Genomic DNA, 24,354 nt, shown 5'->3' with positions numbered 1-24,354 from the left:
CACGGACCAGGGGCTGCGCGCGACGGGCCGCGGTCTGCGGGATCAGAGGGTGCGGAGCCAGTTCTCGAGCAGGTGCGCGCCGGCGTCGCCCGACTTCTCGGGATGGAACTGCGTCGCGGAGAGCGGCCCGTTCTCCACGGCGGCGACGAAGCGCCCCCCGTGGTCGGACCACGTGATCTGCGGGGGGCGCAGCCGGGGGTCGGCGGGCGCCTGCTCGGCGAGCGGGAAGGACCGCGCGGCGTAGGAGTGCACGAAGTAGAAGCGCTCGTCCGGCACGCCGGCGAAGAGCGCGGAGCCGGCCGGCGGCTCCACCGTGTCCCAGCCCATGTGCGGCACCACCGGCGCCTCGAGACGGTCGACGACCCCCGACCACTGACCGAGCCCCTCGGTCTCGACCCCGTGCTCGACGCCCGAGCCGAACATCACCTGGAGGCCGACGCAGATCCCGAGGACCGGTCGGCCGCCGGCGAGCCGGCGCTCGACGACCTGGTCCCCGCGCACCGCGCGGAGCCCGGCCATGACCGCCGCGTACGCGCCGACCCCCGGGACGACGAGGCCGTCCGCGCGCTCGGCGGCCGCCCGGTCCGCGGTGAGCTCGACGCGCGCGCCGACCCGCTCGAGCGCACGCACCGCGGAACGCACGTTCCCGAAGCCGTAGTCGAGCACGACGACCGAGGCCGCGGTGGGTACCGTCACTTCTTGCGGGCCTTGCGCGCCGCGGCGGACAGCATCCGTGCCGCCTTGAAGCGCGAGATCGACGACGTCGCCACGGCGCCCTCGAGCGCGGAGGCCTGCGCCTCGCCGACGACGACGTCCTCGAGCGCCTCGGGGGCGCCCCCGAGGACCAGGCCGGGAGCGAGCTCGTCCTCCGGGAGGCCGTCCTGCCAGCGGCGCGCCGAGATCTGCTCGGCCCGCTTCTCGACGAGCACGAAGGGCACCCCCGCGACGAGGCGCGACAGCGCGGACACCGCCTCCTGCGGCGCGCCGCCGGCACGCACCTCCAGCACGACGAACGCTCCCACCTTCGTCGGCACGACGACGCCCGCGACCTTCGCCACCGCGCACACGGCCGCCAGCGGCTCCGCGCCGGCGATCTGTGTCATCACGACCGCCAGCTCCGGGTCGGCGTCCGGGCTGCCCGCCAGCTGCGACAGGTCGTCGGGCACCTGCAGGTCGTCCCCGTCCGCCTCGGCGTCCGGGTCCTCGGCGGCGGGCGCCGGTGACCCGGCTCCGGCCGAGGTCGTGGCCTCGCCGGCCTCTGCCGCCCCGGCGTTCTCCGCCGGCTGGGCGGCCTCGGCCGGTTCGGCCACCTCTGCCGGCTCTGTCCGCTCGCCGCCCTGTGCCGCGGGCTGGTCCAGCAGGCTCGACAGGTCGTCCGGTACGTCGAAGTCGACGCCGTCGAACGGGTCGTCGGGGCCGGGTCGGTCGGTGCTCACAGTGCTCCCTTGGTCGAGGGGACGCCGTCGACGCGCGGGTCCAGGGCGACGGCCGCGCGCAGCGCGCGGGCGAGCGCCTTGAACTGCGCCTCGACGACGTGGTGGGGGTCGCGCCCGGACAGCACCCGGACGTGCAGGCAGATCGCGGCGTGGTGCGCCACGGACTCGAGGACGTGCCGGGTCAGCGACCCCGTGAAGTGGCCGCCGATCAGGTGCAGCTCCTGGCCCGCCGGCTCGCCCGTGTGCACGAGGTAGGGCCGGCCGGAGATGTCGACCACGGCGTGCGCGAGGGCCTCGTCCAGCGGCACGAACGCGTCGCCGAACCGCGCGATCCCGGACTTGTCGCCCAGGGCCTCGCGCAGAGCCTGGCCGAGCACGATGGCCGTGTCCTCGACGGTGTGGTGCACGTCGATGTGCGTGTCCCCGCTCGCGCGGACGGTGAGGTCGATGAGCGAGTGCTTGCCGAGGGCGGTGAGCATGTGGTCGAAGAACGGCACGGTGGTCGAGACGTCCGTGCGTCCGGTCCCGTCGAGGTCGAGCTCGACCAGGACGCTCGACTCGGAGGTCGAGCGCTCGATCCGGGCCGTGCGCCGACCGGGCGTGGGCGTGCTGGTCACAGTCCTGCCACCTCCACGAGGGCGTCCTTGAACGCCACCATCTCCTGCGGCGTGCCGATCGACACCCGCAGCCATCCCTCCGGCCCGACGACGCGGATCAGCACGCCACGGTCCAGGAGCCCCTGCCACACCGCGCGGCGGTCCTCGAACCGGCCGAAGAGCACGAAGTTCGCGTCCGAGGGGGCCACCTCGAGCGGCGCCCCGCGATGGCGGCGCGCGCGCAGCCACGCGACCGTGGCGTCGCGCTCCGCCCGCAGCGCGTCGACCTGGGCGAGCAGCTCGCCCGAGTGCGCGAGCGCGGCGCGGGCGACGGCCTGGGTCACGGCCGACAGGTGGTACGGGAGGCGGACGACGCGCAGCGCGTCGACGAGCGCCGGGGCCGCCGCGAGATAGCCCACCCGGGCCCCCGCGAGCGCGAACGCCTTGGACATGGTCCGGCTCACCGCGAGGTTCGGGTAGCTCTCGAGCAGCTCGAGGGCCGACGGCGTCCCGGCCCGGCGGAACTCGCCGTAGGCCTCGTCCACCACGACCACGGCGGACGCGGTCCGGCCGTCCTCGAGCGGTACCGGCACCTCGAGCGCCGCCTCGCACACGGCCGCGACGGTCTCGGGGGTCAGCGCCGTCCCCGTCGGGTTGTTGGGGCTGGCGAGCAGCACGACCGACGGCGCCTGCTCGCGGACCGTCGCGGCGGCCGCCTCCGGGGAGAGCGTGAAGTCGTCGGCGCGCCGGCCGGTGACCCAGCGCGTCGAGGTGTCGCGGGCGTACTCGGGATACATCGAGTACGTGGGCGCGAAGGACAGCGCGGTGCGGCCGGGGCCGCCGAAGGCCTGCAGCAGGTGCAGCATGACCTCGTTGGACCCGTTCGCCGCCCAGAGCTGCTGCGGCGCCACGCGCACGCCGGACTCGGTCGCGAGGTAGTCCGCGAGGTCCTCGCGCAGCGCGAGGAAGTCGCGGTCGGGATACCGGTTGAGGCCCCGCGCCGCCGCGGCGACGTCCCGGGCGAGCGTCGCGACGACGGCCTCGCCGGGCGGATACGGGTTCTCGTTGACGTTGAGCAGCACCGGGACGTCGATCTGCGGGGCGCCGTACGGTTCGATGCCCGCGTGCTCGGGACGGACCGGGAGCACGCCTGGCCGCCGGAGCTGCGGACTGCTGGCGGAGGTCACGGCGCCAGTCTACGGAACGCGCAGGACCGGACCCCCGCCCGTCCGCGCAGCGGGCAGGAGGGGGACGGACCGACGGCGCTCAGGACAGGAGCACCTGTCCGTCCGAGACGGTCACCGGGACCTCCGGCAGCGGCTCGGGCGCCGGGCCGCTGACCACCGAGGCGTCGTCCAGCGCGTACACGGAGCTGTGGCAGGGGCACTTGAGGCGGTCGTCGTCCGGGAGGACGGTGCAGCCCTGGTGGGTGCACACCGCGCTGAAGGCGTGCACCTCGCCCGCCGTGGGCTGCGTCACCAGCATGGGCGCCCCGCCCGCCGCCTCGACCGACACGGCGCCGCCGACGGGGACGTCCGCCAGCGCCACGAGCGGCGCGGTCTCGCTCGCCTGCTTCAGCGCCCCGCCGCCCTCGCCGCCCCCGCTGCCGGAGCACGCCGCGAGCAGCAGCGCGCCCGCCCCCGCCCCCGTACCGACGAACAGCCCACGGCGCGTCGTCGCCAGGACCCGCGGGGCGGGGGCCGGGCACGTCGCGGGGGCGTGCGGCGGGCGGGCGGTGAGGTCGTCGGTCGTCATGCACCCATGAAACCCCGGCGGCCCGGCGTGGTCGAGCCCGCCGCACCGGACCCCGGGCGGGTCTGTCGGTGACGGACCCTACGATCGGGACATGGAGCCGACGTCCGACCGCCCGACCGCCACGCACTCCCCGGACGCACCGCACGCCCCGGACGCCCCGAACGCCCCGGACGCCCCGGACGCCCCGGACGCCCGAAGGAGCGACGCGCCCGCACCCGAGGCGCCGACCGAGGACGCACCGCTCGAGGAGCCCTGGCCCGAGGAGGACTGGCCCCAGGAGCCGCCGCCGGAGGACGGCCCGCCCGAGGACCTGCACCGCGCCGCCGCCCCGCCCGGCGCCGCGCGCCGCGGGACGCCCGCGCCGCTGCCCGACCTCCCTGCCCCGGCCCTGGTCGGCGCGGCGATCTCGACGGACGACCTGCGCGAGGACGCGGAGACCGCGCTGCGCGCGCTCGTCGGGCGCGAGGGCGTCTCGCTCCGCGAGGACCAGTGGACCGCGATCGAGGCGCTCGTCGCACGCCACCAGCGGGCGCTCGTGGTCGAGCGGACGGGCTGGGGCAAGTCGGCCGTGTACTTCGTGGCGACCGCGCTCCTCCGGGCGCGGGGCGCGGGACCGACCGTCATCGTCTCGCCGCTGCTCGCCCTCATGCGTGACCAGGTGGCCGCCGCGGCGCGTGCCGGGATCCGCGCGGTGACGATCAACTCGTCCAACACCACCGAGTGGGAGTCCGTGCACGCGGCGATCGCGGCGGGCGAGGTCGACGTCCTGCTCTGCTCCCCCGAGCGCCTGAACAACCCCGCCTTCCGGGACGAGGTCCTGCCCCGTCTCGCCGCGGACGCGGGTCTCGTCGTCGTCGACGAGGCGCACTGCATCTCGGACTGGGGGCACGACTTCCGGCCGGACTACCGCCGCATCCGCACGCTGCTCGCCGACCTTCCCGCAGGCATCCCGGTGCTCGCGACGACCGCGACCGCCAACGAGCGGGTGACCGCCGACGTGGCCGAGCAGCTCGGGGTCTCGGGCGGCGCGGCGACCGACGTCCTGGTGCTGCGGGGCGCGCTCGACCGCGCGTCCCTGCACCTGGCGGTGCTCGCCCTGCCGGACCAGCCCACCCGGATCGCATGGCTCTCCGAGACGCTGCAGGACGTGGACGGCTCGGGGATCGTCTACTGCCTGACCGTCTCGGCCGCCGAGCAGGTCGCCTCGCAGCTGCGCGGCGCGGGCCTCGCCGTCCAGGCGTACACGGGCCAGACCGACCCGGCCGAGCGCGAGCAGCTCGAGGCGGACCTGAAGGACAACCGGGTCAAGGCGCTCGTCGCGACCTCCGCCCTCGGCATGGGGTTCGACAAGCCGGACCTCGCGTTCGTCGTGCACCTGGGCGCGCCGTCGTCACCGATCGCGTACTACCAGCAGGTCGGGCGCGCGGGGCGCGGCGTCGACCAGGCCGTCGTCGTCCTCCTGCCGGGGCAGGAGGACCAGGCGATCTGGGACTGGTTCGGCTCGCAGGCCTTCCCCGCCGAGCAGCAGGTGCGCACGACCCTCGAGGCGATGGCCGACGGGCGCACGTGGTCGACGGCGGCGCTCGAGACCCAGGTCGACCTGCGTCGTTCCCGGCTCGAGTCGATGCTCAAGGTGCTCGACGTCGACGGCGCGGTACGGCGCGTCAAGGGCGGGTGGGTGTCCACGGGCGAGCCCTGGGTCTACGACGCCGACCGCTACGCGCGCGTGGCCGCGACCAGGGAGGCCGAGCAGCGCTCGATGCTCGACTACGTGGGGACGCAGGGCTGCCGCATGGCGTACCTGCGCGGGGTCCTCGACGACCCGGAGCTCGAGCCCGGCTGGCGGTGCGGCCGGTGCGACCGCTGCGGCGGCGTCGGGCTGCCCGGCGCGCCCGACCCGGAGGCCGTCGCCGCCGCGCGCGCGGACCTCGACCGCGTCGGGGTGGAGCTGGTCGCCCGCCGGCAGTGGCCCAGCGGGCTCGACTCGCTCGGGCTCGACCTGCGGGGCCGCATCCCGGCGGGCGAGCAGGCCGATCCGGGGCGCGCCGTCGCGCGGCTCGACGGGCTCGGCTGGTCGTCGGCGCTGCGCGCGCTTTTCGACGCGCGCGACGCCGACGGACGCCCCGTGGACGGTCAGACGCCGCTCCCCCTGCGCTCCGCGGCCGCCCGGACGCTCGACGAGTGGCCGGACCTGCGCGAGCCCTCCGCGGGCTCGGACGCCGGGGCGGCCGGCGGCGACGAGCCTGCCCAGGACCACGCCCAGGACCAGGGCACCGGCTCCCCGGTCGACGCCGACGACGCCGCCGCCGGGCCGCTGCGGGTCGCCGGGCTCGTCGCGGTGCGCTCCACCACGCGCCCGCAGCTCGTCGAGCACCTCGCGACGGGCCTCGCCCGCTACCTCGGCATCCCCGTCGTCGGCACGATCGGCCCGATCGCCGGCCGCGACGAGCCGGGCCGGCACGACGTCAACTCCGCGACCCGGCTCGCCGGCGTGGTGGGACGCCTCGGCCTGGAGCTCTCGGACGCCGCCGCCGCGGGGCTGCCCGGCCGGGCCGTGCTGCTCGTCGACGACTTCACCGACTCCGGGTGGACCCTCGCGGTCGCGTCGCGCCTGCTCCGGCAGGCGGGCGCGAGCGCCGTCCACCCGTTCGTGCTCGGCGTGCGCTGACCACCGCCCCGCGCGGCGCCCGCGCGCGGGGCGGCCCCTGCCGGTCAGATGAAGCGTGCCCGCACGGCTTCCCCGTGGGCGGGCAGGTCCTCGTCGTCGGCGACCGCGACGATGCGGTCGGCGACCTCCGCGAGCGCCTCGCGGTCGTACTCGATCACCTGGACCGCCTTGACGAACGCGTGCACGCCGAGGCCGCTGGCGAAGTGCGCGCAGCCCCCGGTGGGCAGGACGTGGTTGGAGCCCGCCATGTAGTCGCCGAGGGCGACCGGCGAGTACGGCCCCACGAAGATCGCGCCCGCGCTGCGGACCCGCTCGGCGAGCGCCGCGGCGTCGGCCGTCTGGATCTCCAGGTGCTCGGCACCGTAGGCGTCGACGACGGCCAGGCCCTGCTCGAGGTCGTCGACGAGGACGACGGCGGACTGCGCGCCGGCGAGCGACTGCTCGATCCGCGCGGTGTGGCGGGTCGCCGAGGCGAGGTCGTGCACGCGCGCCTCGACCGCGTTCGCCAGCTCCACCGACGGCGTGACGAGGACCGCGGCGGCGAGCGGGTCGTGCTCGGCCTGGCTGATCAGGTCGGAGGCGACGTGACCGGCGTCGGCGCCGCCGTCGGCGAGCACGGCGATCTCCGTCGGGCCCGCCTCGGCGTCGATGCCGACGACGCCGCGCACGAGGCGCTTCGCCGCCGCGACGTAGACGTTGCCCGGTCCCGTGACGACGTCGACGGGCTCGCACAGCACGTCACCGTCCTGGGGTTCCGTCCCGTCGGCGCCGTAGGCGAACATCGCGACCGCCTGCGCACCACCGACGGCGTACACCTCGTCGACGCCCAGCAGGGCGCACGCGGCGAGGATCGTCGGGTGCGGGAGCCCGTCGTGGTCCTTCTGCGGCGGCGACGCCACCGCGAGGCTCGGCACGCCGGCCTCCTGCGCGGCGACCACGTTCATGATCACCGAGGACGGGTAGACGGCCAGCCCGCCCGGCGCGTACAGCCCCACCCGCTCGACCGGGACCCACCGCTGGCGCACCTGGGCGCCCGGGGCGATCTGCACGGTGAAGTCCCGGGGACGCTGTGCGGCGTGTCCGAGGCGGACCCGGCGGATCGACTCCTCCAGGCCCGCGCGCACCGCGGGCGCGAGCGCGTCGAGCGCGTCGGCCAGCGACCGGGCCGGCACCCGCAGGTGCTCCGGGCGGACCCCGTCGAACCGCTCGGCGAGGTCCCGCAGCGCCGCGGCCCCGCGGCGGCGCACGTCGCCGAGGACCGGCGCCACCTGCGCGGCGGCGTGCTCGACGTCCAGCGCGGCCCGGGGCAGCTCGGCCACGAGCTCGCGGCGGGTCAGGGTACGGCCACGGAGATCGATGCGGGAGATCACGCCGCCATCCTAGGTCGCACCCCGGCCTGCGGCCCGGCTGGCCGGATGGCGAGAACGCGGTGGGAGGATGCGGTGTGGCTGCGCACGCGTACGACGTCGAGGTCCTCCACCTGGTCGTCTCCCCCGAGCACGCGTACTTCGGTCGACCGCGCGACGGCGCCGCCGACGTCCGGACCACCGACGCCGACGAGGCCCGCGTCGTGGCGGGCCGCGGCATCGTCGGCGACCGCTTCTACGGGAAGGCGGCCCACATGGACGCCGCGGTCACGCTCTTCGCCGCCGAGGCGCTCGAGGCCGTCGCCGCCGAGCTCGGTACCGGCGCCCTCGACCCGCTGCTGACCCGGCGCAACGTCGTCCTGCGCGGCGCGCAGCTCGCCCCGCTCCTCGGCCACGAGCTCACGCTCGTCGCGGGCGACGACCGGGTGGTGCTGCGCGCCGGGCGCCAGGCCGCGCCCTGCGCCTGGATGGACCGGGTGCTGGCCCCGGGCGCGCACGCCGCGATGCGCGGGCGCGGCGGTCTGCGGTGCATGCCGCTGAGCGACGGGGTCCTGCGGCGCGGACCTGCGGTGCTCCTCAGCCCCGTGGCGCTCGACCCGCGTCTCGCCGGCGTCCCGGCCCCGCGGCCGTTCCTCCCGTAGCGGGCACAATGGACCCATGAGCGAACCCGTCACGGTGGAGATCACCGACGTCATCCGCCTCGGCCAGCTGCTCAAGCTCGCGGACCTCGCGGAGTCCGGCGCCGAGGCGCGCGTGCTCGTCGCCGAGGGCGAGGTGAGCGTCAACGGCGAGGTCGAGACGCGACGCGGTCGTCAGCTCGTGCGCGGCGACGTCGTGACCGTCGCGACCCCGCAGGGCGAGCGGTCCGCCGTCATCGGCTGACGGCCGCTCCGCGGCTACTCCTTCATGTACGTCGAGCACATCACCCGGTCAGGGGTCAGGCGCAGCACGATCCGCTCCGGGTTGTCGGCGAGCGGCCGGTACCGCCGCCCGTAGCGCACGACGGCGTCGTCCACCTCGTCCTGGTCCGTCACGACCTCGACGGTCCCCTCGAGCGTGATCCAGCGCCCGCCGTCGACCTGGCACAGCGCGGCGCGGGGCCGCGGGCCGCCGGCGGGCGCGAGCCCCGCGTGGCGGGCCTTCGCCGACGCCCGGTTGGTGGTGACCCGGGCGACGCCCGCGTCGGGGTCCCAGGTGAACGCCACGGGCACCACGTGCGGCGACCCGTCGCCCCGCAGCGTGGTCAGCGTCGCGAGGTGCCGCTCGGTGACGAAGACCCGCTGCTCCGGGTTGAGGCGGATCACAGCCCGGCGCTCACCGGCTGACCCGCGCTCTGCAGGCAGGACGGACCGAGCAGCGCCTTCAGGTCGCCGTAGAGCGCCGGCGACTTCTCGACGCGCAGCCCGGCGTCGAGCCGGACCAGCGTGGAACGTCCGGGGCTCGACAGCTTGAGGTTGACCTCCGTGACGCCGGGGTGCGTCGCGAGGATCTCGCGCAGGCGCTCGACCAGCGGCGGCGTGCACCGCGCGGACGGGAGAGTGACGAGCACGGGCGACTCCGCGACGTCCGAGACGTCCGGCAGCGAGACCTCCATGGCCTGCAGCTGCATCGTGTCGTCGCGCCGGCGCACCCGGCCCCGCAGGACCACGACCTGGTCCTCCGCCAGCACCGTCGAGTAGGCGAGGTAGGTCTCGCCGAAGAACATGACCTCGACCGCGCCCTCGAGGTCCTCGATCGTCACCGCGGCCCAGGGGTTGCCGTTCTTGCTCATCTTGCGCTGCAGCGACGTGATCAGCCCGGCGACCGTGACCGTCGACCCGTCCGAACGCCCCTCGTCGACCATCAGCGCCGCGATGCCGGTGTCGGCGGCGCGGGTCAGCACGTGCTCGAGGCCCGACAGCGGATGGTCGGAGACGTACAGGCCGAGCATCTCGCGCTCGAACGCCAGGCGCTGCTTCTTGTCCCAGTCCGGGATCTGCGGGACCTCGACGCTGAAGCCCATCGCGTCCTCGCCGTCGCCGCCGAGGTCCGCGAACAGGTCGAACTGGCCCTCCGCCTCCTTGCGCTTGACCCCGATCACCGAGTCGACGGCCTGCTCGTGGACCACGAGCAGCGCGCGCCGGGTGTGCCCGAGCGAGTCGAACGCGCCGGCCTTGACCAGCGACTCGATCGTCCGCTTGTTGCACACCACGGCGGGAACCTTCTCGAGGAAGTCGGTGAACGACGTGAACTCCCCCTTGGCCTCGCGGGTCGCGACGATGGCGTCGACCACGTTGCGCCCGACGTTGCGCACCGCCGTCAGCCCGAAGCGGATGTCGGCGCCCACGGCCGTGAAGTTCGCGGCCGAGGAGTTCACGTCGGGCGGCAGGACGGTGATGTGCATCCGCCGGCACTCGTTGAGGTAGAGCGCCGACTTGTCCTTGTCGTCGCGCACGCTCGTCAGCAGCCCGGCCATGTACTCGGTCGGGTAGTTCGCCTTGAGGTAGGCCGTCCAGTAGGACACCAGCCCGTACCCCGCGGAGTGCGCCTTGTTGAAGGCGTACCCGGCGAACGGCACGAGCACGTCCCAGACCGCCTGGACCGCCTGGTCGGAGTAGCCGCGCTCGCGCATTCCCGCGCGGAACGGCACGAACTCCTTGTCCAGGACCTCCTTCTTCTTCTTGCCCATCGCGCGGCGCAGCAGGTCTGCCTGGCCGAGCGAGTAGCCCGCGAGGATCTGCGCGGCGCGCTGCACCTGCTCCTGGTAGACGATCAGGCCGTGGGTCTCGTCGAGGATCTCCGACAGCGGCTCGGCGAGCTCGGGGTGGATCGGCGAGACCTGCTGCAGGCCGTTCTTGCGCAGCGCGTAGTTCGTGTGCGAGTTCATGCCCATCGGGCCGGGGCGGTAGAGCGCGATGACGGCCGACACGTCGTCGAAGTTGTCCGGCCGCAGCTGGCGCAGCAGCGCCCGCATCGGTCCCCCGTCGAGCTGGAAGACGCCGAGGGTGTCGCCGCGCGACAGGAGCGCGTACGCCGCCGGGTCGTCCAGCGCGACGTGCTCGATCTCGACCGGCTCCTTGCCGTTCATGACGATGTTCTCGAGCGCGTCGTCCAGGATCGTGAGGTTGCGCAGCCCGAGGAAGTCCATCTTGATCAGCCCGAGACCCTCGCACGTGGGGTAGTCGAACTGGGTGATGATCGCGCCGTCCTGCGGGCGGCGCATGATCGGGATGACATCCATGAGCGGGGCGCTGGACATGATGAGCGCGCAGGCGTGCACGCCCCACTGCCGCTTGAGCCCCTCGATGCCCTGGGCGAGCTCGACCACGCGCTGCGCGTCCGGGTCCGCGGAGTGCATGGTGCGGAACTCCTCGGCCTCCGCGTACCGGGGGTCCTTCGGGTCGAAGATGCCCGAGAGCGTGATGTCCTTGCCCATCACCGCGGGCGGCATCGCCTTGGTGAGCTTCTCGCCCATCGCGAAGGGGAAGCCCAGCAGGCGTGAGGAGTCCTTGAGCGCCTGCTTCGCCTTGATCGTCCCGTAGGTCACGACCTGGGCGACCCGGTCGTCGCCGTACTTGTCGGTCACGTAGCGGATCACCTCACCGCGCCGGCGCTCGTCGAAGTCGACGTCGACGTCGGGCATCGAGACGCGCTCGGGGTTGAGGAACCGCTCGAAGATCAGGCCGTGCTCGAGCGGGTCGAGCTCGGTGATGCCCATGAGGTAGGAGGCCATCGACCCGGCCGCCGAGCCACGCCCGGGCCCGACGCGGATGCCCTGCTCCTTGGCCCAGTTGATGAAGTCCGCGACCACCAGGAAGTACCCGGGGAAACCCATCTGGACGATGATCTCCGTCTCGTACCGCGCCTGCTCGCGCGACGCCTCGGGCACGCCGTCCGGGTAGCGCCGGTGCAGGCCGGACTCGACCTCCTTGACGAACCAGCTCACCTCGTCCTCGCCGTCGGGCACCGGGAAGTTCGGCATGTAGTTCGCCGACGTGTCGAACGAGACCTCGCACTGCTCGGCGATGCGCAGCGTGCTGTCGCAGGCCTCGGGCAGCTCGGCGAAGAGGCGGCGCATCTCGGCGCCCGACTTCACGTAGTAGCCGTCGCCGTCGAACCGGAAGCGGTCGGGATCCGTGAGGGTCGACCCGGAGTTGATGCACAGCAGCGCCTCCTGGGAGGAGGCGTCCTCACGGGTGACGTAGTGCAGGTCGTTCGTCGCGACGAGGGGCGCGCCGATGGTCTGCGCGAGGCGGAGCAGGTCCTTCGTGACCCGGGTCTCGATGTCGAGGCCGTGGTCCATCAGCTCGACGTAGAAGTACTCCTTGCCGAAGATGTCCTGCAGCTCGCCCGCGACGCGCACCGCCTCGTCCCACTGGCCGAGGCGCAGCCGGGTCTGGATCTCGCCCGACGGGCAGCCGCTCGAGGCGATGAGCCCCTCCGCATAGGTGGACAGCAGCTCGCGGTCCATGCGGGGCCACTTGCCCATCTGGCCCTCGAGCGAGGCGAGCGAGCTGGCCCGGAAGAGGTTGTGCATCCCGGTGTCGTTGCGGGCCCACATCGTCATGTGCGTGTACGCGCCGCGGGCCGAGACGTCGTCGGACTCCTGGCCCTTCTCGCCGAACCTCACCCGGGTCTGGTCGAACCGGCTCGTTCCCGGCGTGATGTACGCCTCGACGCCGATGATCGGCTTGATCCCCGCGGCCTGCGCCTTCGACCAGAACTCGAAGGCACCGAAGACGTACCCGTGGTCCGTCGTGCCGATCGCCGTCTGGCCGAGCCGCGCGGTCTCCGCGAACAGGTCGTCCAGGCGGGCGGCGCCGTCGAGCATCGAGTACTCGGTGTGCACGTGCAGGTGGACGAAGTCGTCCGTGCCGGAGCTGGTGGAGGGCATGCGACGATCCTAAGCGCGGCCGCCGACACCCCCGGGGTCGCCACGGCCGTCAGGGACGCAGCGGCTCCTCGAGGTACCGGACCGCGTCCCGGTGCTCGATCCCCGCGTCGAGGTAGACCGGGCCGCCGACGGCGTAGCCCAGCCGCTCGTAGAAGCCCGCCGCGCCCACCTGGGCGCTGAGCTCGACCCGCACGACGCGCCGGTCGTCGGACGCCACCGCGTGCTCGGCCAGCGCGAGCGCCTCGAGCGCGCGCATCACGACGGACCCCGCGCCCGTGCCGCGCGCAGCGCGGGCCACCGCCACGCGGCCGATGTGCACGTCGCCCGGCGCGGCCGGGTCGGTCAGCAGCCGGCCCGTGCCGACGACGTCACCGCCGGCCTCGCGCACGAGCACGTGGGTCGTGGACGGCGCCGTGTCGAGCGCGTCGGTCTCCTCCTCGACCGGCACGCCCTGCTCGTGGACGAAGACCTCGATCCGCAGCGCGTAGGCCGCCGCCAGGCCCGCGTCGTCCGTGACCCGCTCGACGGTGAACCCGCCGGCGCCGCTCACGCGTAGGCCCCGCGGACCACGTCGAGCGCGTGCTCCAGGTCCTGGGGGTACGCGCTGGACACGTCCACCCGTCCGCCCGTCACCGGATGGTCGAACGCGAGGCGCACCGCGTGCAGCCACTGGCGCGTCAGCCCCACCCGTCGCGCGAGGGCCGGGTCGGCGCCGTAGGTCGCGTCCCCCACCAGCGGGTGGCGCAGGGCGGAGAAGTGGACCCGGATCTGGTGCGTGCGACCGGTCTCGAGGTGCACCTCGACGAGCGAGGCGGCCGGCAGCATCTCCAGCACCTCGTAGTGGGTGACCGACGGCTTGCCGTCCGCCGTGACCGCGAACCGCCAGTCGGAGCTCGGGTGCCGGCCGATGGGCGCGTCGATCGTGCCCGTCGTCGGTTCCGGGTGGCCCTGGACGAGCGCGTGGTACACCTTCTCGACCGTGCGTTCCTTGAAGGCGCGCTTGAGACCGGTGTACGCGAGCTCGCTCTTGGCGACGACCATCAGTCCGGAGGTCCCCGCGTCGAGCCGGTGCACGATGCCCTGCCGCTCGGCGGCGCCCGACGTCGAGATCCGGTATCCCGCGGCGGCCAGCGCGCCCACGACCGTGGGGCCGCTCCAGCCCGGCGACGGGTGCGCGGCGACGCCCACGGGCTTCATCACGACGACGAGGTCGTCGTCCTCGTGCTCGATCGTCATCCCGGGCACCGGCTCCGGCGCGGGGGCCGGCTCGGCGGCCGGGTCCGGCAGGTCCACCTCGAGCCAGCCGCCCGCCACGACGCGTTCGGACTTGCCCGCCGGGCGGCCGTCGACGACGACCCGCCCGTCCGCGGCGAGCTCCGCGGCGCGGGTCCGGGACAGCCCGAGCATCTTGGCCAGGGCCGCGTCGACCCGCTCCCCCGCGAGCCCGTCGGGCACGGGGAACGTGCGCGACGCCATCAGGCCGGACCGCCCGCCGCCGGGGCCTTCGGGCCCGCCGCCTCGTCCTCGTCGGCCGGCCGGCCGGCCGCGCGCGAGCCGTCCATCGACACCCCGCGCAGCGCGAGCCACACGACCAGCACCGCAGCGACCACGATCGCGATGTCCGCGACGTTCCCGACGAAGACGCCGTAGTCGATGAAGTCCACGACCTCGCCCCGCCCGACGCCGGGGTCGTTGGTGAGGCGGTCGATCAGGTTGCCGACGGCGCCGCCCAGCAGCAGCCCGAGGGCCACCGCCCACGTCGTGGAACCGATCCGTCGGAGCATCCGCACGAGGACGACGACGACCACGAGCACGACGACCGTGAGGATCCAGGTCATCCCGGTGCCGAAGGACAGAGCGGCGCCGGGGTTGTACACGAGGTACAGCCCGAGCAGGTCGCCGACCAGCGCGACGCGCGGCTCGCCCGTCAGGGCCGACTCGGCCCAGGCCTTCGTGAGCTGGTCGACCACGACAACGACGACGGCGAGCGCCACGGTCCAGACGAGCAGGGACGGGCGGCCGGCGCGGGACGTGCTCGGCGGGCGCCGTGCGGGCGCGGGATCGGTGGCAGGCATCGCGGCCAAGTCTGCCACGCGGGGGGCGAGGCCCCGGTCAGCGGCGCTCCTCGCGCTGCTTGGCCTCGACGGACAGCGTCGCTCGCGGGAACGCCTGCAGGCGCGCCTTGCCGATCGGCGCGCCGCTCGCCTCGCACGTGGCATAGGTGCCGTCCGCGATCCGCTCCAGCGCATGGTTCGTCTGGGCCAGGAGGTCGCGCACGTTGTTGACGAGCGTCAGCTCGTGCTCGCGCTCGAGAGCGCTCGACCCGGAGTCCGCCTGGTCGTCGCCGGAACCCTCGCCGGAGTCGCGCAGCAGCGCGGACAGCTCGCGGTCCGCGGTCTCCAGCTCCCGCTGCAGGCGGTCGCGCTCCTCCAGCAGGCCCCACGCCAGCTCGTCGATCTCACCGAGCGTCCACCGTTCCTCCGACTCGCGGACGGGGAACGAGCGCACGTCGCGCGAGAGGTTCGGGAACTCCTCTCGGACCCTTGCGCGTGCCGTGCTGCTGAGCCTGGCCATGCCGCCTCCTCGGTCGAGTGACGCGACAGTAGGTGCAACGGCCGGTGCGCACAACACACCACGCCGGAAGTCCGGCTGCGTGTCGCGCGCACCGGCCGTGGGTGCGTGCGCGAGGCTCGGTGACGAGCGGTCAGATCCCGGGCGGCAGGTCCCCGGACCGGTTCCCGGCGGGAACGTTGCCGCGGGGCGGCAGAGCGCTGCCCCGGTTGTCCAGGTCGCCGAGCAGGTTCTGCAGGTAGCTCTTGAGCCGCGTGCGGTAGTCGCGCTCGAACAGGCGCAGCTCGTCGATCTTGCGCTCGAGCAGCGAACGCTCCTGCTCCAGCTGGGACAGCGTCCGGTGCGAGGTCTCCTCGGCCTCGGACACGATCCGCGAGCCCTCCTCCTTGGCCTCGGAGATGAGCCGGTCGCTCTCCTCCTGACCGGAGCGCACGTAGTCGTCGTGCAGCTTCTGCGCCATCTGCAGCATGCCGGTCGCGGAGGCGGGCTCCTGGACGGCGGGCGCGGGAGCCGGTGCCGGCGCGGGGGCCGGGGTCGCCGGTGCGGCGGCCGGCTCGGGCTCGGGCTCCTTCTCCGCGGCGGGCGCGGGGGCGGAGGACGAGGCGGCGTCGGCCCGGCTCAGCTCGGCGACGCGGGACTCCGCGGCCGCCAGCTTGGACTTGAGGTCCTCGTTCTCCTCCTGCACCGCGCTGATCGTGTGGACGACCTCGTCGAGGAAGTCGTCGACCTCCTCGATGTCGTACCCTTCGCGGAACTTCGTCGCGGAGAACTTCTTCTTCAGAATGTCCTCGGCAGTCAGCAGTGCCATCGTCTCACCTCAATGCGTTGCGCTGTGGTCGGAAGATCTTGGGATCACCAGGGTCCAAACTAGCGGAGTTTCCGCGGCGCTCCCCCTCACGCCGCCCCGCCGGACGCCCCGTCGCCCGATAGGCCCGGGAGGTCGGATTTGCACCACCGCCGGTCCCTCGCCGTCGCGCCGCGTCCGCTGCCACCGTCAGGAGGCAAGGCCCCCGACGATCCGCTGCGCCACGATCACCAGGACGAACAGGACGATGAACGCCAGGTCCAGGCGGACCTGGCCGATGCTGAGCGGCGGGAGGACCTTGCGGATCGCGCGCAACGGCGGGTCCGTGACCGTGTAGACGCCCTCCGCGAGGACGAGCATCACACCGCGCGGCCGCCAGTCCCGGGCGAACACCTGGACCCAGTCGAAGATCAGACGGCCGATGAGGACGAGCCAGTACAGGAAGAGCAGGAAGCCGAGGACGGTCCAGACGATGTTCACGGGACAACTGTGCCAGACGCCGGAGCAGGGCCAGCCGTCAGCTCTGGTTGTAGAAGCCTGCCGGCGTGACCTTCTTCGGCGTGGCCTCCTCGCCTGTGACCTCGACGTTCTCGGGCGAGAGCAGGAACACCTTGTTCGTGACCCGCTCGATGGCCCCGTGCAGACCGAAGATCAGCCCTGCGGAGAAGTCCACCAGGCGCTTGGCGTCGGCGTCGTCCATGTCGGAGAGGTTCATGATCACCGGCGTGCCGCCGCGGAACGCCTCGCCGATGACCCGCGCGTCGTTGTAGGACCGCGGGTGCACCGTCGTGATGCGCCGCAGGTCGCTGCCTGCGCCCTGCGCCGAGCGCGAGTGCTCCACGGGCCGGTGCAGGGGCGTGACCTCTGCCGGGTAGTCCTGCGCCACGTCCGTCTCCGTCTCCTCGTACTCCTCGACGTACTCCTCCTGGTTCACCCGCTGGTCATCAGCGAGGCCCAGGTACAGCATGGCCTTTCGTACCGATCCCGCCATCGCCCGACTCCGTCCTTCGTCGTCCACCGTCCATCCGGTGCCACGACGCTAGCCCAGGCCGCGATCGGCCCGACCGTGCGACACGCCCGTGCCGTGGAACCCGGTCCGGCGCTCGGGCCCCTACCTGAGGGCGACGACGCCGGCGAACCGCCCCGTCGCCGACCCGGCGGCGCTCGCCCGGCGGTGCGAGAACCACGTCGGGTCCGTCCTGGTGCACGCCTCGACGCGCGTGACGCCGTGCACGCCGAGCGCGCCGAGACCGGCGACGACGCCGGCGGGCAGGTCGAGCGACGGCGTGCCCCACGAGGTCGTCGCCCAGGTGGCGGGAACGTCGGCCGCGACCTCGTCCCGCAGGGCCGCCGGCACCTCGTAGCACCGCCCGCACACCGCCGGGCCGACCGCCGCGCGCAGGTGCTGCCTGCGCGCGCCCGCCGCGAGCATGCCCTCCACCGCCGCGCCGAGGACGCCTGCCACGAGACCGGCGCGGCCGGCGTGCGCCGTCGCGACGACGCGGGCGACCGGGTCCGCCAGCAGCACCGGGACGCAGTCGGCGACCAGGACCCCGAGCGCGACCGACGGCGTCGCCGAGACCAGGGCGTCGCACGCGGGCTCGGGCGCTGCGGCCCCGCCGCCCGCCCACGGCTCCGCGTCCGCGCGGACCGCCACGGCCCCGTGCACCTGCCGACCGAACCGGGGCACGGCGCCCAGCCAGGCGGCGACCCGCGCCCGGTTCTCCGTGACGTCTGCCGGCGCGTCCCCGACGCCGCGGCCGAGGTTCAGCGCGTCCCACGGCGCCGCGGAGACCCCGCCGTCGCGCGTCGTGAAGCCCGCGCGGACGCCGGGTCCGAGATCGACGACGCGGACGGGCGGGGCGACCGCCCCGCCCGTCCGCGTCTCTGGCTCGTCGAGCACGTCTACTTGAGGAAGTCCGGGACGTCGAGCTCCTCGAGGCGACGAGCAGGCTGCTCGTCGAACATCCGGGGCACCTCGATCGACTCGGTGCCCGCCTCGGGGTGCGCCGCCCGCGGCTGGTCGGTCCCCTGGCCGGCGCCCACGGGGACGGCACGCGGGGGCGCGGCCGGAGACAGGCTCTCCGGGACGTCGTCGGGCTCGGACGCGACCGGGACGAGCGGGCGTGGCAGGGCGTGCGCGCCCGTCGCGGTCGAGACCTGCGGGACCGACTCGGTGCGCGGCGCGGCGACCTGCCCCAGCGCTCGGCCGTCCCTGCGCACCTGCGGCGTGCCGCCGTCGAACCCGGCCGCGATGACGGTGACCCGCACCTCGTCGCCGAGCGCGTCGTCGATCACCGCACCGAAGATGATGTTGGCCTCGGGGTGCGCGGCCTCGTGGACGAGGCGGGCGGCCTCGTTGATCTCGAACAGCCCGAGGTCCGACCCGCCCTGGATGCTCAGCAGCACGCCGTGCGCGCCGTCGATGCTGGCCTCCAGCAGCGGCGACGAGATCGCTCCCTCGGCGGCCTGGACGGAACGGTCCTCGCCCCGCGCGGAGCCGATACCCATGAGCGCGCTGCCTGCGCCCTGCATCACCGACTTGACGTCCGCGAAGTCGAGGTTGATCAGGCCGGGCGTGGTGATCAGGTCCGTGATGCCCTGCACGCCGGAGAGCAGGACCTGGTCGGCCGAGTGGAACGCGTCGAGCGCCGAGACGCTCTGGTCCGACATCGACAGCAGCCGGTCGTTCGGGATGACGATGAGCGTGTCGACCTCGTTGCGCAGGGCCTCGATGCCCGAGTCGGCCTGGTTCGAGCGGCGGCGCCCCTCGAAGGTGAACGGCCGGGTCACGACGCCGACCGTCAGCGCGCCGAGCGAGCGGGCGATGCGCGCGACGACCGGCGCGCCACCGGTGCCGGTGCCGCCACCCTCGCCCGCGGTGACGAAGACCATGTCGGCGCCCCGCAGGACGTCCTGGATCTCCTCCTCGTGGTCCTCGGCAGCCTTCTTGCCGACCTCGGGGTCGGCTCCGGCGCCGAGCCCTCGCGTGAGCTCGCGCCCGACGTCGAGCTTGACGTCGGCGTCCGACATCAGCAACGCCTGGGCGTCGGTGTTGATCGCGATGAACTCGACGCCCTTCAGGCCGACCTCGATCATGCGGTTGACGGCGTTCACGCCGCCGCCGCCGATGCCCACCACCTTGATGACTGCCAGGTAGTTCTGCGGAGTAGCCACGTCCATGCCTCTCGATCTCGTCGCCCTGAACCTTCACCCTCAACTAGAGGGTTATAGTTATGTCAGGTTCTGCCGTGAACGACGGTAGGTCCCGGGCTGCGCACGTTCAACGACCGCGCCCGCGTGTCGGGCCGCGAGTCCGATCACCGGGTGATGGGTGCGGCCGGCGCCGACACGTCGAACACCCGCACGCCGTCCGTGGACGGGTCCGCGCGGAGCACGTCGAGCACCCGCACCTTGAGGTCCACGTCCTGGTCGCTGCCCCACTCGATCGTCACGCCGTCCCGCATCGTCATCGTCACGGCGTCCTGGGTCTTCGCGCCGACCTGGCGGACGTCGTCGAGCATGGACGGCGGGATCGCGTCGAGCACCACGAGCACCGACCGGAGCGCACGCGTCGCCGCGGCGTCCGCGCCGCGCACCCCGCCCGCGCCCACCTCGAGCGGCACCGTGACCTCCGGGACGTCGCCCGGGCTCTTCGGCACCGTCGCCACCGTCGCACCGCCGGCGTCCAGCAGGACGACGTCGCCCCCGCTCGGCACCGCCGCCACCGGCACGCGGGGCCGCACGGTCACCTCCACGCCGCGAGGCCAGTCCCGCACCACCCGCGCGTCTGCCACCCCGCGGAGCTGGCGCACGTCCTCCCGCAGCCCCACCGTGTCGATCCGCGGCAGGGGGACGCCGACGTCCGCCCGCGCCAGGTCCACGACCTGGTCGGTGTCGACGTACCGACCCGCCCCGTCGCCGCCGGCGACCTGCACGGAGACCGCGTCGGCGTCCAGCGCCAGGAGCGGCGACCACAGCAGCGCCCAGACCACGGCGGCGACGAGCACGACGCCCCCCGCCCAGGCCGCGACGACGCGGGTGCGCCGCCGGCGCGCCATCGCGCGGCGCTCGGCGAGCCGCTCCTCGACGCCGTGCGAGACGACGGGCCGGCTCGCGGCGCGCGCCGCGCCCGGCCCCCCGGCGCGGCGGACGTCCGCAGACCGCTCGCCGACCGCCGGCGAGGCCGGCACGCGCCGCGCGGGCGGCGCCGGCGGCCCCGCCTGCGCACGCTCGGCGACCGCCCCGCGCTCCTGGTCCGGCGCGCGTTCGTCGCCCGCCGCGCGCGGCGGCGGCGCGCCCGGCGCTCGCGCCGGGGTCCGCGGGCGGGCGGGAGGACGCATCAGCCCTCCCGGTCCGCCCGCTCGAGGCGCGCGAGGATCCGTGGGCCGAGCTCGGTCACGTCGCCGGCCCCCACGGTGAGCACCAGGTCGCCGGGCCGTGCCGCGTCGGCCACCGCCGCGGCCGCCGCGAAGCGGTCCTCGACCGCGCGGGCCGTCCCCGGGTCCATGTGCTGGACGATCGTGCTCGCGTCCACGCCCGGGTCGGGCGCCTCGCGCGCGGCGTAGACGCCCGTCACCACGACCTGGTCCGCGAGCGCGAGCGCCCGGGCGAACTCCGGTCCGAAGGTTCGCGTGCGCGAGTACAGGTGCGGCTGGAACAGGACGACGACGCGCCCCTCGCCCGCGACGTCCCGCGCCGCGGTCAGCAGGGCGGCGACCTCCGTCGGGTGGTGCGCGTAGTCGTCCACGACGCGCACCCCGCCGGCCTCGCCGCGCGCCTCGAACCGCCGCCCGGTGCCCCGGAACTCTCCGACGGCGGCCACCGCGTCGTCGAGCCCCACGCCCAGGGCGAGCGCCGCGCCGACCGCGCCCGCCGCGTCGAGCAGGTTGTGCACGCCAGGGACGCGCAGCCGCAGCTGCGCCGAGACCGGCGTCCCGGCGGGGCCCCGCGACAGCGTCAGCCGCGCCCGCGCACGGGAGCCCTCCTCGACGCGGTCGAGCCGCAGGTCGTCCTCCGCGGACCGCCCGTAGGTCAGGACGGTGCCCCCGGTCGCGCGGTGCACGTGCGCGAGAGCGCGCGCGCCCTCGTCGTCGCCGCAGGCGACCAGCGTGCCCCCCGGGCGCACCCGCGCCGCGAAGTCCACGAACGCGCGCTCGAAGGCCTCGCGGCTGCCGTAGTGGTCGAGGTGGTCCGGCTCCACGTTCGTCACGACCGCCACGTCGGGCGCGTAGTTGAGGAAGGAGCCGTCGGACTCGTCGGCCTCGGCCACCAGCACGTCCCCGCTGCCGAGGTGCCCGCCCGCGACCGGGCCGTCGGGCGTGATGACGGTGCCGCCGATCGCGAAGGACGGGTCCAGGCCCACGCCCGCGAGGAGCGTCGCGAGCATCCCGGAGGTCGTGGTCTTGCCGTGGGCGCCCGCCACCGCGACGGACCGCCGTCCGCGCATGAGTGCCGCCAGCGCCTGCGAGCGGTGCAGGACGCGCAGCCCGCGCGCGTGCGCGGCGACGACCTCGGGGTTGTCCGCCCGCACCGCGCTCGAGACCACCAGCGTGTCGGCGCCCGCCACGTGGGCGCCGTCGTGCCCGACCCAGACGGTCACGCCGTCCGCCCGGAGCGCGTCCAGCGCCGGGCCGCCGCGCGCGTCGGAGCCCTGGACCGCGATCCCCTGGGCGGCGAGCAGCCGCGCCACGACCGACATCCCGGCACCGCCGACGCCGACCAGGTGCACGCGGCCGAGGTCCGCGAGCGCCACGTCGACGGCGCCCGCTCCACCGCCGCTCACGACCGCACCGCCGCGGCCTGTACCACCAGGTCCGCGACGCGGGCGGCGCCGTCCCGGACCCCGTGGGCCGCCGCCGCGCCGGCCATCCGCCGCAGCGCGGCGTCGTCCTCGAGCAGCGGGACGACGTGCGCCGAGACCCAGGCCGGACCGAGCGCCGCGTCGTCCACCAGCACCCCGCCGCCGGCGTCCACCAGCGGGGCGGCGTTGAGCCGTTGCTCGCCGTTGCCGACGGGCAGCGGCACGTAGACCGCCGGGACACCCAGCGCGGCGAGCTCGCAGACGGTGCCGGCACCCGCGCGGCACACGACCAGGTCGGCCACGGCGTACGCGAGATGCATCCCGTCCAGGTACTCCCGCACGACGTAGCGCTCCGCGCCCGGGCCGGCGCCGAGCGCGCCCTCGAGAGCCGCGCGCACGCCCTCGGCCTTGCCGCGGCCCGTCAGGTGCAGGACCTGGACGCCGCGCTCCGCCAGCTCCGCGGCGACGCCGGGGACGGCCTCGTTGAGCCTCTGCGCACCGAGGGAGCCCCCGGTCACGAGCAGCGTGCGCAGGCCGGGGTCGAGGCCCAGCTCCGCGGCCGCGGAGGCCCGCACGGCGGACGCGTCGGCCGACCGCTGTGCCACCAGCGTGGCGATCTCGTGCCGGAGCGGGAGCCCGGTCACGACCGCGTCGCGCAGCGGGGTGCCGGGAAAGGTGACGGCCACCCGCGCGGCCCACCGCGCGCCGAGCTTGTTCGCGAGGCCGGGCCGGGCGTTCTGCTCCTGGACGACGACGGGGATCCGACGGCGCCGCGCGGCGAGGTACGCCGGCGTCGAGACGTACCCGCCGAAGCCGACGACGACGTCGGCCCGGGCGGCGTCCATCGCCGCACCCGCGGCACGCACGGCCCGCACGAGACGACCCGGGAAGCGGAACCAGTCCGCACCGGGCCGGCGCGGCAGCGGGACGCGCGGCACGGTCACCAGCGGGTAGCCGCGCCGCGGGACGAGGTCCGCCTCGAGCCCCTCCGCGGTGCCCAGGACCGTGACGCTCACGCCCTGGTCCCGGGAGCGCAGCTCGTCCGCCACGGACAGGAGCGGGTTCACGTGCCCCGCGCTGCCCCCGCCGGCGAGCACCACCGAGGCTGCCCGGGTCGTCGTCTCTGCCACTGTCTCAGCTGCTCCTCTGGATCGTGCCGCGGGGGCCGTGGGCCCCGGCCGGACGGCGGCCGGCGGGCGGCCCGTCGGCGGATGGTCGGCGGCTCAGTCGCCGCGCCGCAACCGTACCTGCCGGGCGGCACCGGCCATGACGCTGAACGTCCTGCGCGCGACGCCCGGCCGCGCCGCGAGCGCCTCGCGGGTACCGGGCTCGTCCCGCGCGAACGAGACGACGACGCCGAGCGCCACCATCGTGGCGACCAGCGCCGACCCGCCGGCGGACATCAGGGGCAGCGGGACCCCGATCACGGGCAGGATCCCGATGACCACGCCGATGTTGAGCAGCGCCTGCCCGACGATCCAGCAGGCGATCGCGGCCGTGGTGATCTTCACGAACGGGTCGGGGTGACGCCGGATGATCCGCATCATGCCGAGCCCGAGGACGGCGTACAGCACCAGCACCACCAGCGTGCCGAGCAGGCCGAGCTCCTCGCCGAGCACCGAGAAGATGAAGTCGTTGTGCGCCGCCGGCAGGTAGCTCCACTTCTCGCGGCTCGAGCCGAGGCCGACGCCGAGCCACCCCCCGGTCCCGAGGCCCCAGGTCCCGTGCAGCGACTGGTAGCACGATCCCTCGGTGTCCGTGCACGGTCCGTACGCGGCGAGGATCCGGTCGGTCCGGTTGCCGTTGCCCCGGACGAAGAGCAGCAGCACCGCGAGCACCGCGGCACCGGCACCGGACGCGAGCAGGCGCCAGTCCACCCCCGCGACCCAGTAGGCCCCCGCGACGACCAGCATCAGCACCATCGACGTGCCCAGGTCGTTGCCGGACATCACCAGCCCGACGGCGACGAGCGCGCCCGGCAGGGACGGGACCAGCGCGTGCCGCCACTGCCCGAGCAGCCGGTGCTTGCGCCCGAGGACGGAGCCGAGCCAGACCGCGAGGGCCAGCTTGAGGATCTCTGACGGCTGGATCGTCACGGGTCCGTACCCGATCCACCCGGTGTTCCCGCCGGCCGCCAGGCCCAGCGGGGTGTGGATCGCCGCCTGCAGCACGAACGCGAGGAGCAGGAACCCCCACGCCCAGCGGCGGTAGAACCCGACCGGCAGGCGGCTCGCCAGGAGCAGGCCCACGAGACCGATCCCCGCGTAGATCAGCTGCGGCAGGAACTCGGCGTACGCGGACCCGTCGTGGACGATCGACGTCACCGACGAGCTGGAGAGGACCATCACGAGCCCCAGCAGCAGCAGGATCGAGGACGAGCCGATGACCAGGTAGTAGCTGGTGACCGCCCCGTCCCACGTCGCGCGCCAGCCGTGCGCGGTCGGGGTACGCCCAGGCGAGGTGGTCGTCGCCTGTGCCAT

The 24,354-nt window shown here is 74.8% G+C and carries 24 protein-coding genes; 3 read left to right on the top strand and 21 right to left on the bottom strand.

The features are described from left to right. Positions 1 to 42 precede the first annotated feature (42 nt). From hisH to EDF32_RS06105, 5 genes are all read right to left on the bottom strand, one after another. Complete coding sequence (hisH, locus tag EDF32_RS06125) at positions 43 to 696, bottom strand: imidazole glycerol phosphate synthase subunit HisH (protein ID WP_123307597.1); 654 nt, start codon at positions 694 to 696, stop codon at positions 43 to 45. After that, positions 693 to 1,436: a hypothetical protein gene (locus EDF32_RS14850; RefSeq protein ID WP_233565737.1), complete on the bottom strand. Its 744-nt coding sequence runs from the start codon at positions 1,434 to 1,436 to the stop codon at positions 693 to 695. Before EDF32_RS14850 ends, hisH begins: the two co-directional genes overlap by 4 nt. Beyond that, positions 1,433 to 2,053 carry an imidazoleglycerol-phosphate dehydratase HisB gene (hisB, locus tag EDF32_RS06115; RefSeq protein ID WP_233565736.1) on the bottom strand — a complete coding sequence of 207 codons (621 nt, stop codon included), beginning with the start codon at positions 2,051 to 2,053 and terminating at the stop codon, positions 1,433 to 1,435. Before hisB ends, EDF32_RS14850 begins: the two co-directional genes overlap by 4 nt. Beyond that, the gene (locus EDF32_RS06110; protein WP_123307595.1) at positions 2,050 to 3,219 is read right to left on the bottom strand and encodes a histidinol-phosphate transaminase; all 1,170 of its coding nucleotides are present in this window, start codon (positions 3,217 to 3,219) and stop codon (positions 2,050 to 2,052) included. Before EDF32_RS06110 ends, hisB begins: the two co-directional genes overlap by 4 nt. A 79-nt stretch (positions 3,220 to 3,298) precedes the next feature. Further along, complete coding sequence (locus EDF32_RS06105; protein WP_123307594.1) at positions 3,299 to 3,787, bottom strand: Rieske (2Fe-2S) protein; 489 nt, start codon at positions 3,785 to 3,787, stop codon at positions 3,299 to 3,301. Between the two features lie 91 nt (positions 3,788 to 3,878). Here EDF32_RS06105 and EDF32_RS06100 point away from each other — a divergent pair, with 91 nt between their 5' ends. Next, a complete protein-coding gene (locus tag EDF32_RS06100) occupies positions 3,879 to 6,455 on the top strand; it encodes a RecQ family ATP-dependent DNA helicase (RefSeq protein ID WP_199734829.1) in 2,577 nt (858 codons plus the stop codon). Positions 6,456 to 6,499: 44 nt separating this feature from the next. Here the strand turns inward: EDF32_RS06100 and hisD are convergent, their stop codons facing one another. Continuing rightward, on the bottom strand, positions 6,500 to 7,825 hold the full coding sequence (hisD, locus tag EDF32_RS06095; RefSeq protein ID WP_123307593.1) for a histidinol dehydrogenase: 1,326 nt from the start codon (positions 7,823 to 7,825) through the stop codon (positions 6,500 to 6,502). A 74-nt stretch (positions 7,826 to 7,899) separates the two neighbouring features. On the opposite strand from hisD, the gene EDF32_RS06090 reads away from it, so the two are divergent. After that, positions 7,900 to 8,463 (top strand): MOSC domain-containing protein, encoded by a 564-nt coding sequence (locus EDF32_RS06090; protein WP_123307592.1) that lies wholly within the window; start codon positions 7,900 to 7,902, stop codon positions 8,461 to 8,463. A gap of 16 nt (positions 8,464 to 8,479) precedes the next feature. Continuing rightward, positions 8,480 to 8,704 carry an RNA-binding S4 domain-containing protein gene (locus tag EDF32_RS06085; RefSeq protein ID WP_123307591.1) on the top strand — a complete coding sequence of 75 codons (225 nt, stop codon included), beginning with the start codon at positions 8,480 to 8,482 and terminating at the stop codon, positions 8,702 to 8,704. 14 nt (positions 8,705 to 8,718) lie between these two features. On the opposite strand, the gene EDF32_RS06080 is transcribed toward EDF32_RS06085, so the two are convergent. The 15 genes from EDF32_RS06080 to EDF32_RS06010 all read right to left on the bottom strand — a co-directional run bounded on the left by EDF32_RS06080 (position 8,719) and on the right by EDF32_RS06010 (position 24,354). Next, a complete protein-coding gene (locus EDF32_RS06080) occupies positions 8,719 to 9,126 on the bottom strand; it encodes a pyridoxamine 5'-phosphate oxidase family protein (RefSeq protein ID WP_123307590.1) in 408 nt (135 codons plus the stop codon). Beyond that, positions 9,123 to 12,695, bottom strand: a complete 3,573-nt coding sequence (gene dnaE, locus EDF32_RS06075) for a DNA polymerase III subunit alpha (protein WP_123307589.1) — start codon at positions 12,693 to 12,695, stop codon at positions 9,123 to 9,125. Before dnaE ends, EDF32_RS06080 begins: the two co-directional genes overlap by 4 nt. Before the next feature lie 49 nt (positions 12,696 to 12,744). Then, positions 12,745 to 13,245 (bottom strand): GNAT family N-acetyltransferase, encoded by a 501-nt coding sequence (locus EDF32_RS06070; RefSeq protein ID WP_123307588.1) that lies wholly within the window; start codon positions 13,243 to 13,245, stop codon positions 12,745 to 12,747. Continuing rightward, entirely contained in the window at positions 13,242 to 14,171 is a 930-nt protein-coding gene (locus EDF32_RS06065; protein WP_123307587.1) for an RluA family pseudouridine synthase, read from the bottom strand. Before EDF32_RS06065 ends, EDF32_RS06070 begins: the two co-directional genes overlap by 4 nt. Continuing rightward, positions 14,171 to 14,770 (bottom strand): signal peptidase II, encoded by a 600-nt coding sequence (gene lspA / locus EDF32_RS06060; RefSeq protein WP_123307691.1) that lies wholly within the window; start codon positions 14,768 to 14,770, stop codon positions 14,171 to 14,173. The genes EDF32_RS06065 and lspA overlap by 1 nt, the downstream gene beginning before the upstream one ends. Before the next feature lie 37 nt (positions 14,771 to 14,807). Beyond that, the gene (locus EDF32_RS06055) at positions 14,808 to 15,269 is read right to left on the bottom strand and encodes a TraR/DksA C4-type zinc finger protein (RefSeq protein WP_123307586.1); all 462 of its coding nucleotides are present in this window, start codon (positions 15,267 to 15,269) and stop codon (positions 14,808 to 14,810) included. Between the two features lie 130 nt (positions 15,270 to 15,399). After that, positions 15,400 to 16,074 carry a DivIVA domain-containing protein gene (locus EDF32_RS06050; RefSeq protein WP_123307585.1) on the bottom strand — a complete coding sequence of 225 codons (675 nt, stop codon included), beginning with the start codon at positions 16,072 to 16,074 and terminating at the stop codon, positions 15,400 to 15,402. A 186-nt stretch (positions 16,075 to 16,260) separates the two neighbouring features. Further along, positions 16,261 to 16,551 carry a YggT family protein gene (locus EDF32_RS06045; RefSeq protein ID WP_123307584.1) on the bottom strand — a complete coding sequence of 97 codons (291 nt, stop codon included), beginning with the start codon at positions 16,549 to 16,551 and terminating at the stop codon, positions 16,261 to 16,263. A gap of 37 nt (positions 16,552 to 16,588) precedes the next feature. Continuing rightward, a complete protein-coding gene (locus EDF32_RS06040) occupies positions 16,589 to 17,062 on the bottom strand; it encodes a cell division protein SepF (RefSeq protein WP_123307583.1) in 474 nt (157 codons plus the stop codon). A 120-nt stretch (positions 17,063 to 17,182) separates the two neighbouring features. Continuing rightward, positions 17,183 to 17,974, bottom strand: coding sequence for a polyphenol oxidase family protein (locus EDF32_RS06035; RefSeq protein ID WP_123307582.1), 792 nt, complete (start codon positions 17,972 to 17,974; stop codon positions 17,183 to 17,185). 2 nt (positions 17,975 to 17,976) lie between these two features. Continuing rightward, complete coding sequence (gene ftsZ / locus EDF32_RS06030) at positions 17,977 to 19,248, bottom strand: cell division protein FtsZ (RefSeq protein WP_123307690.1); 1,272 nt, start codon at positions 19,246 to 19,248, stop codon at positions 17,977 to 17,979. A 143-nt stretch (positions 19,249 to 19,391) separates the two neighbouring features. Further along, positions 19,392 to 20,414, bottom strand: coding sequence for a cell division protein FtsQ/DivIB (locus EDF32_RS06025; RefSeq protein ID WP_123307581.1), 1,023 nt, complete (start codon positions 20,412 to 20,414; stop codon positions 19,392 to 19,394). Further along, positions 20,414 to 21,772: a UDP-N-acetylmuramate--L-alanine ligase gene (gene murC / locus EDF32_RS06020; RefSeq protein WP_233565759.1), complete on the bottom strand. Its 1,359-nt coding sequence runs from the start codon at positions 21,770 to 21,772 to the stop codon at positions 20,414 to 20,416. The genes EDF32_RS06025 and murC overlap by 1 nt, the downstream gene beginning before the upstream one ends. An 80-nt stretch (positions 21,773 to 21,852) precedes the next feature. Next, on the bottom strand, positions 21,853 to 23,004 hold the full coding sequence (gene murG, locus EDF32_RS06015) for an undecaprenyldiphospho-muramoylpentapeptide beta-N-acetylglucosaminyltransferase (RefSeq protein ID WP_233565735.1): 1,152 nt from the start codon (positions 23,002 to 23,004) through the stop codon (positions 21,853 to 21,855). A gap of 93 nt (positions 23,005 to 23,097) precedes the next feature. Then, a complete protein-coding gene (locus EDF32_RS06010; RefSeq protein ID WP_123307579.1) occupies positions 23,098 to 24,354 on the bottom strand; it encodes an FtsW/RodA/SpoVE family cell cycle protein in 1,257 nt (418 codons plus the stop codon).

The sequence above is a fragment of the Cellulomonas sp. PhB143 genome, from assembly GCF_003752595.1.
Classification (GTDB): Bacteria; Actinomycetota; Actinomycetes; order Actinomycetales; family Cellulomonadaceae; genus Paraoerskovia.
Note: the sequence above shows the minus strand (reverse complement) of the source record. Positions and strands in the feature narration are given on the sequence as shown.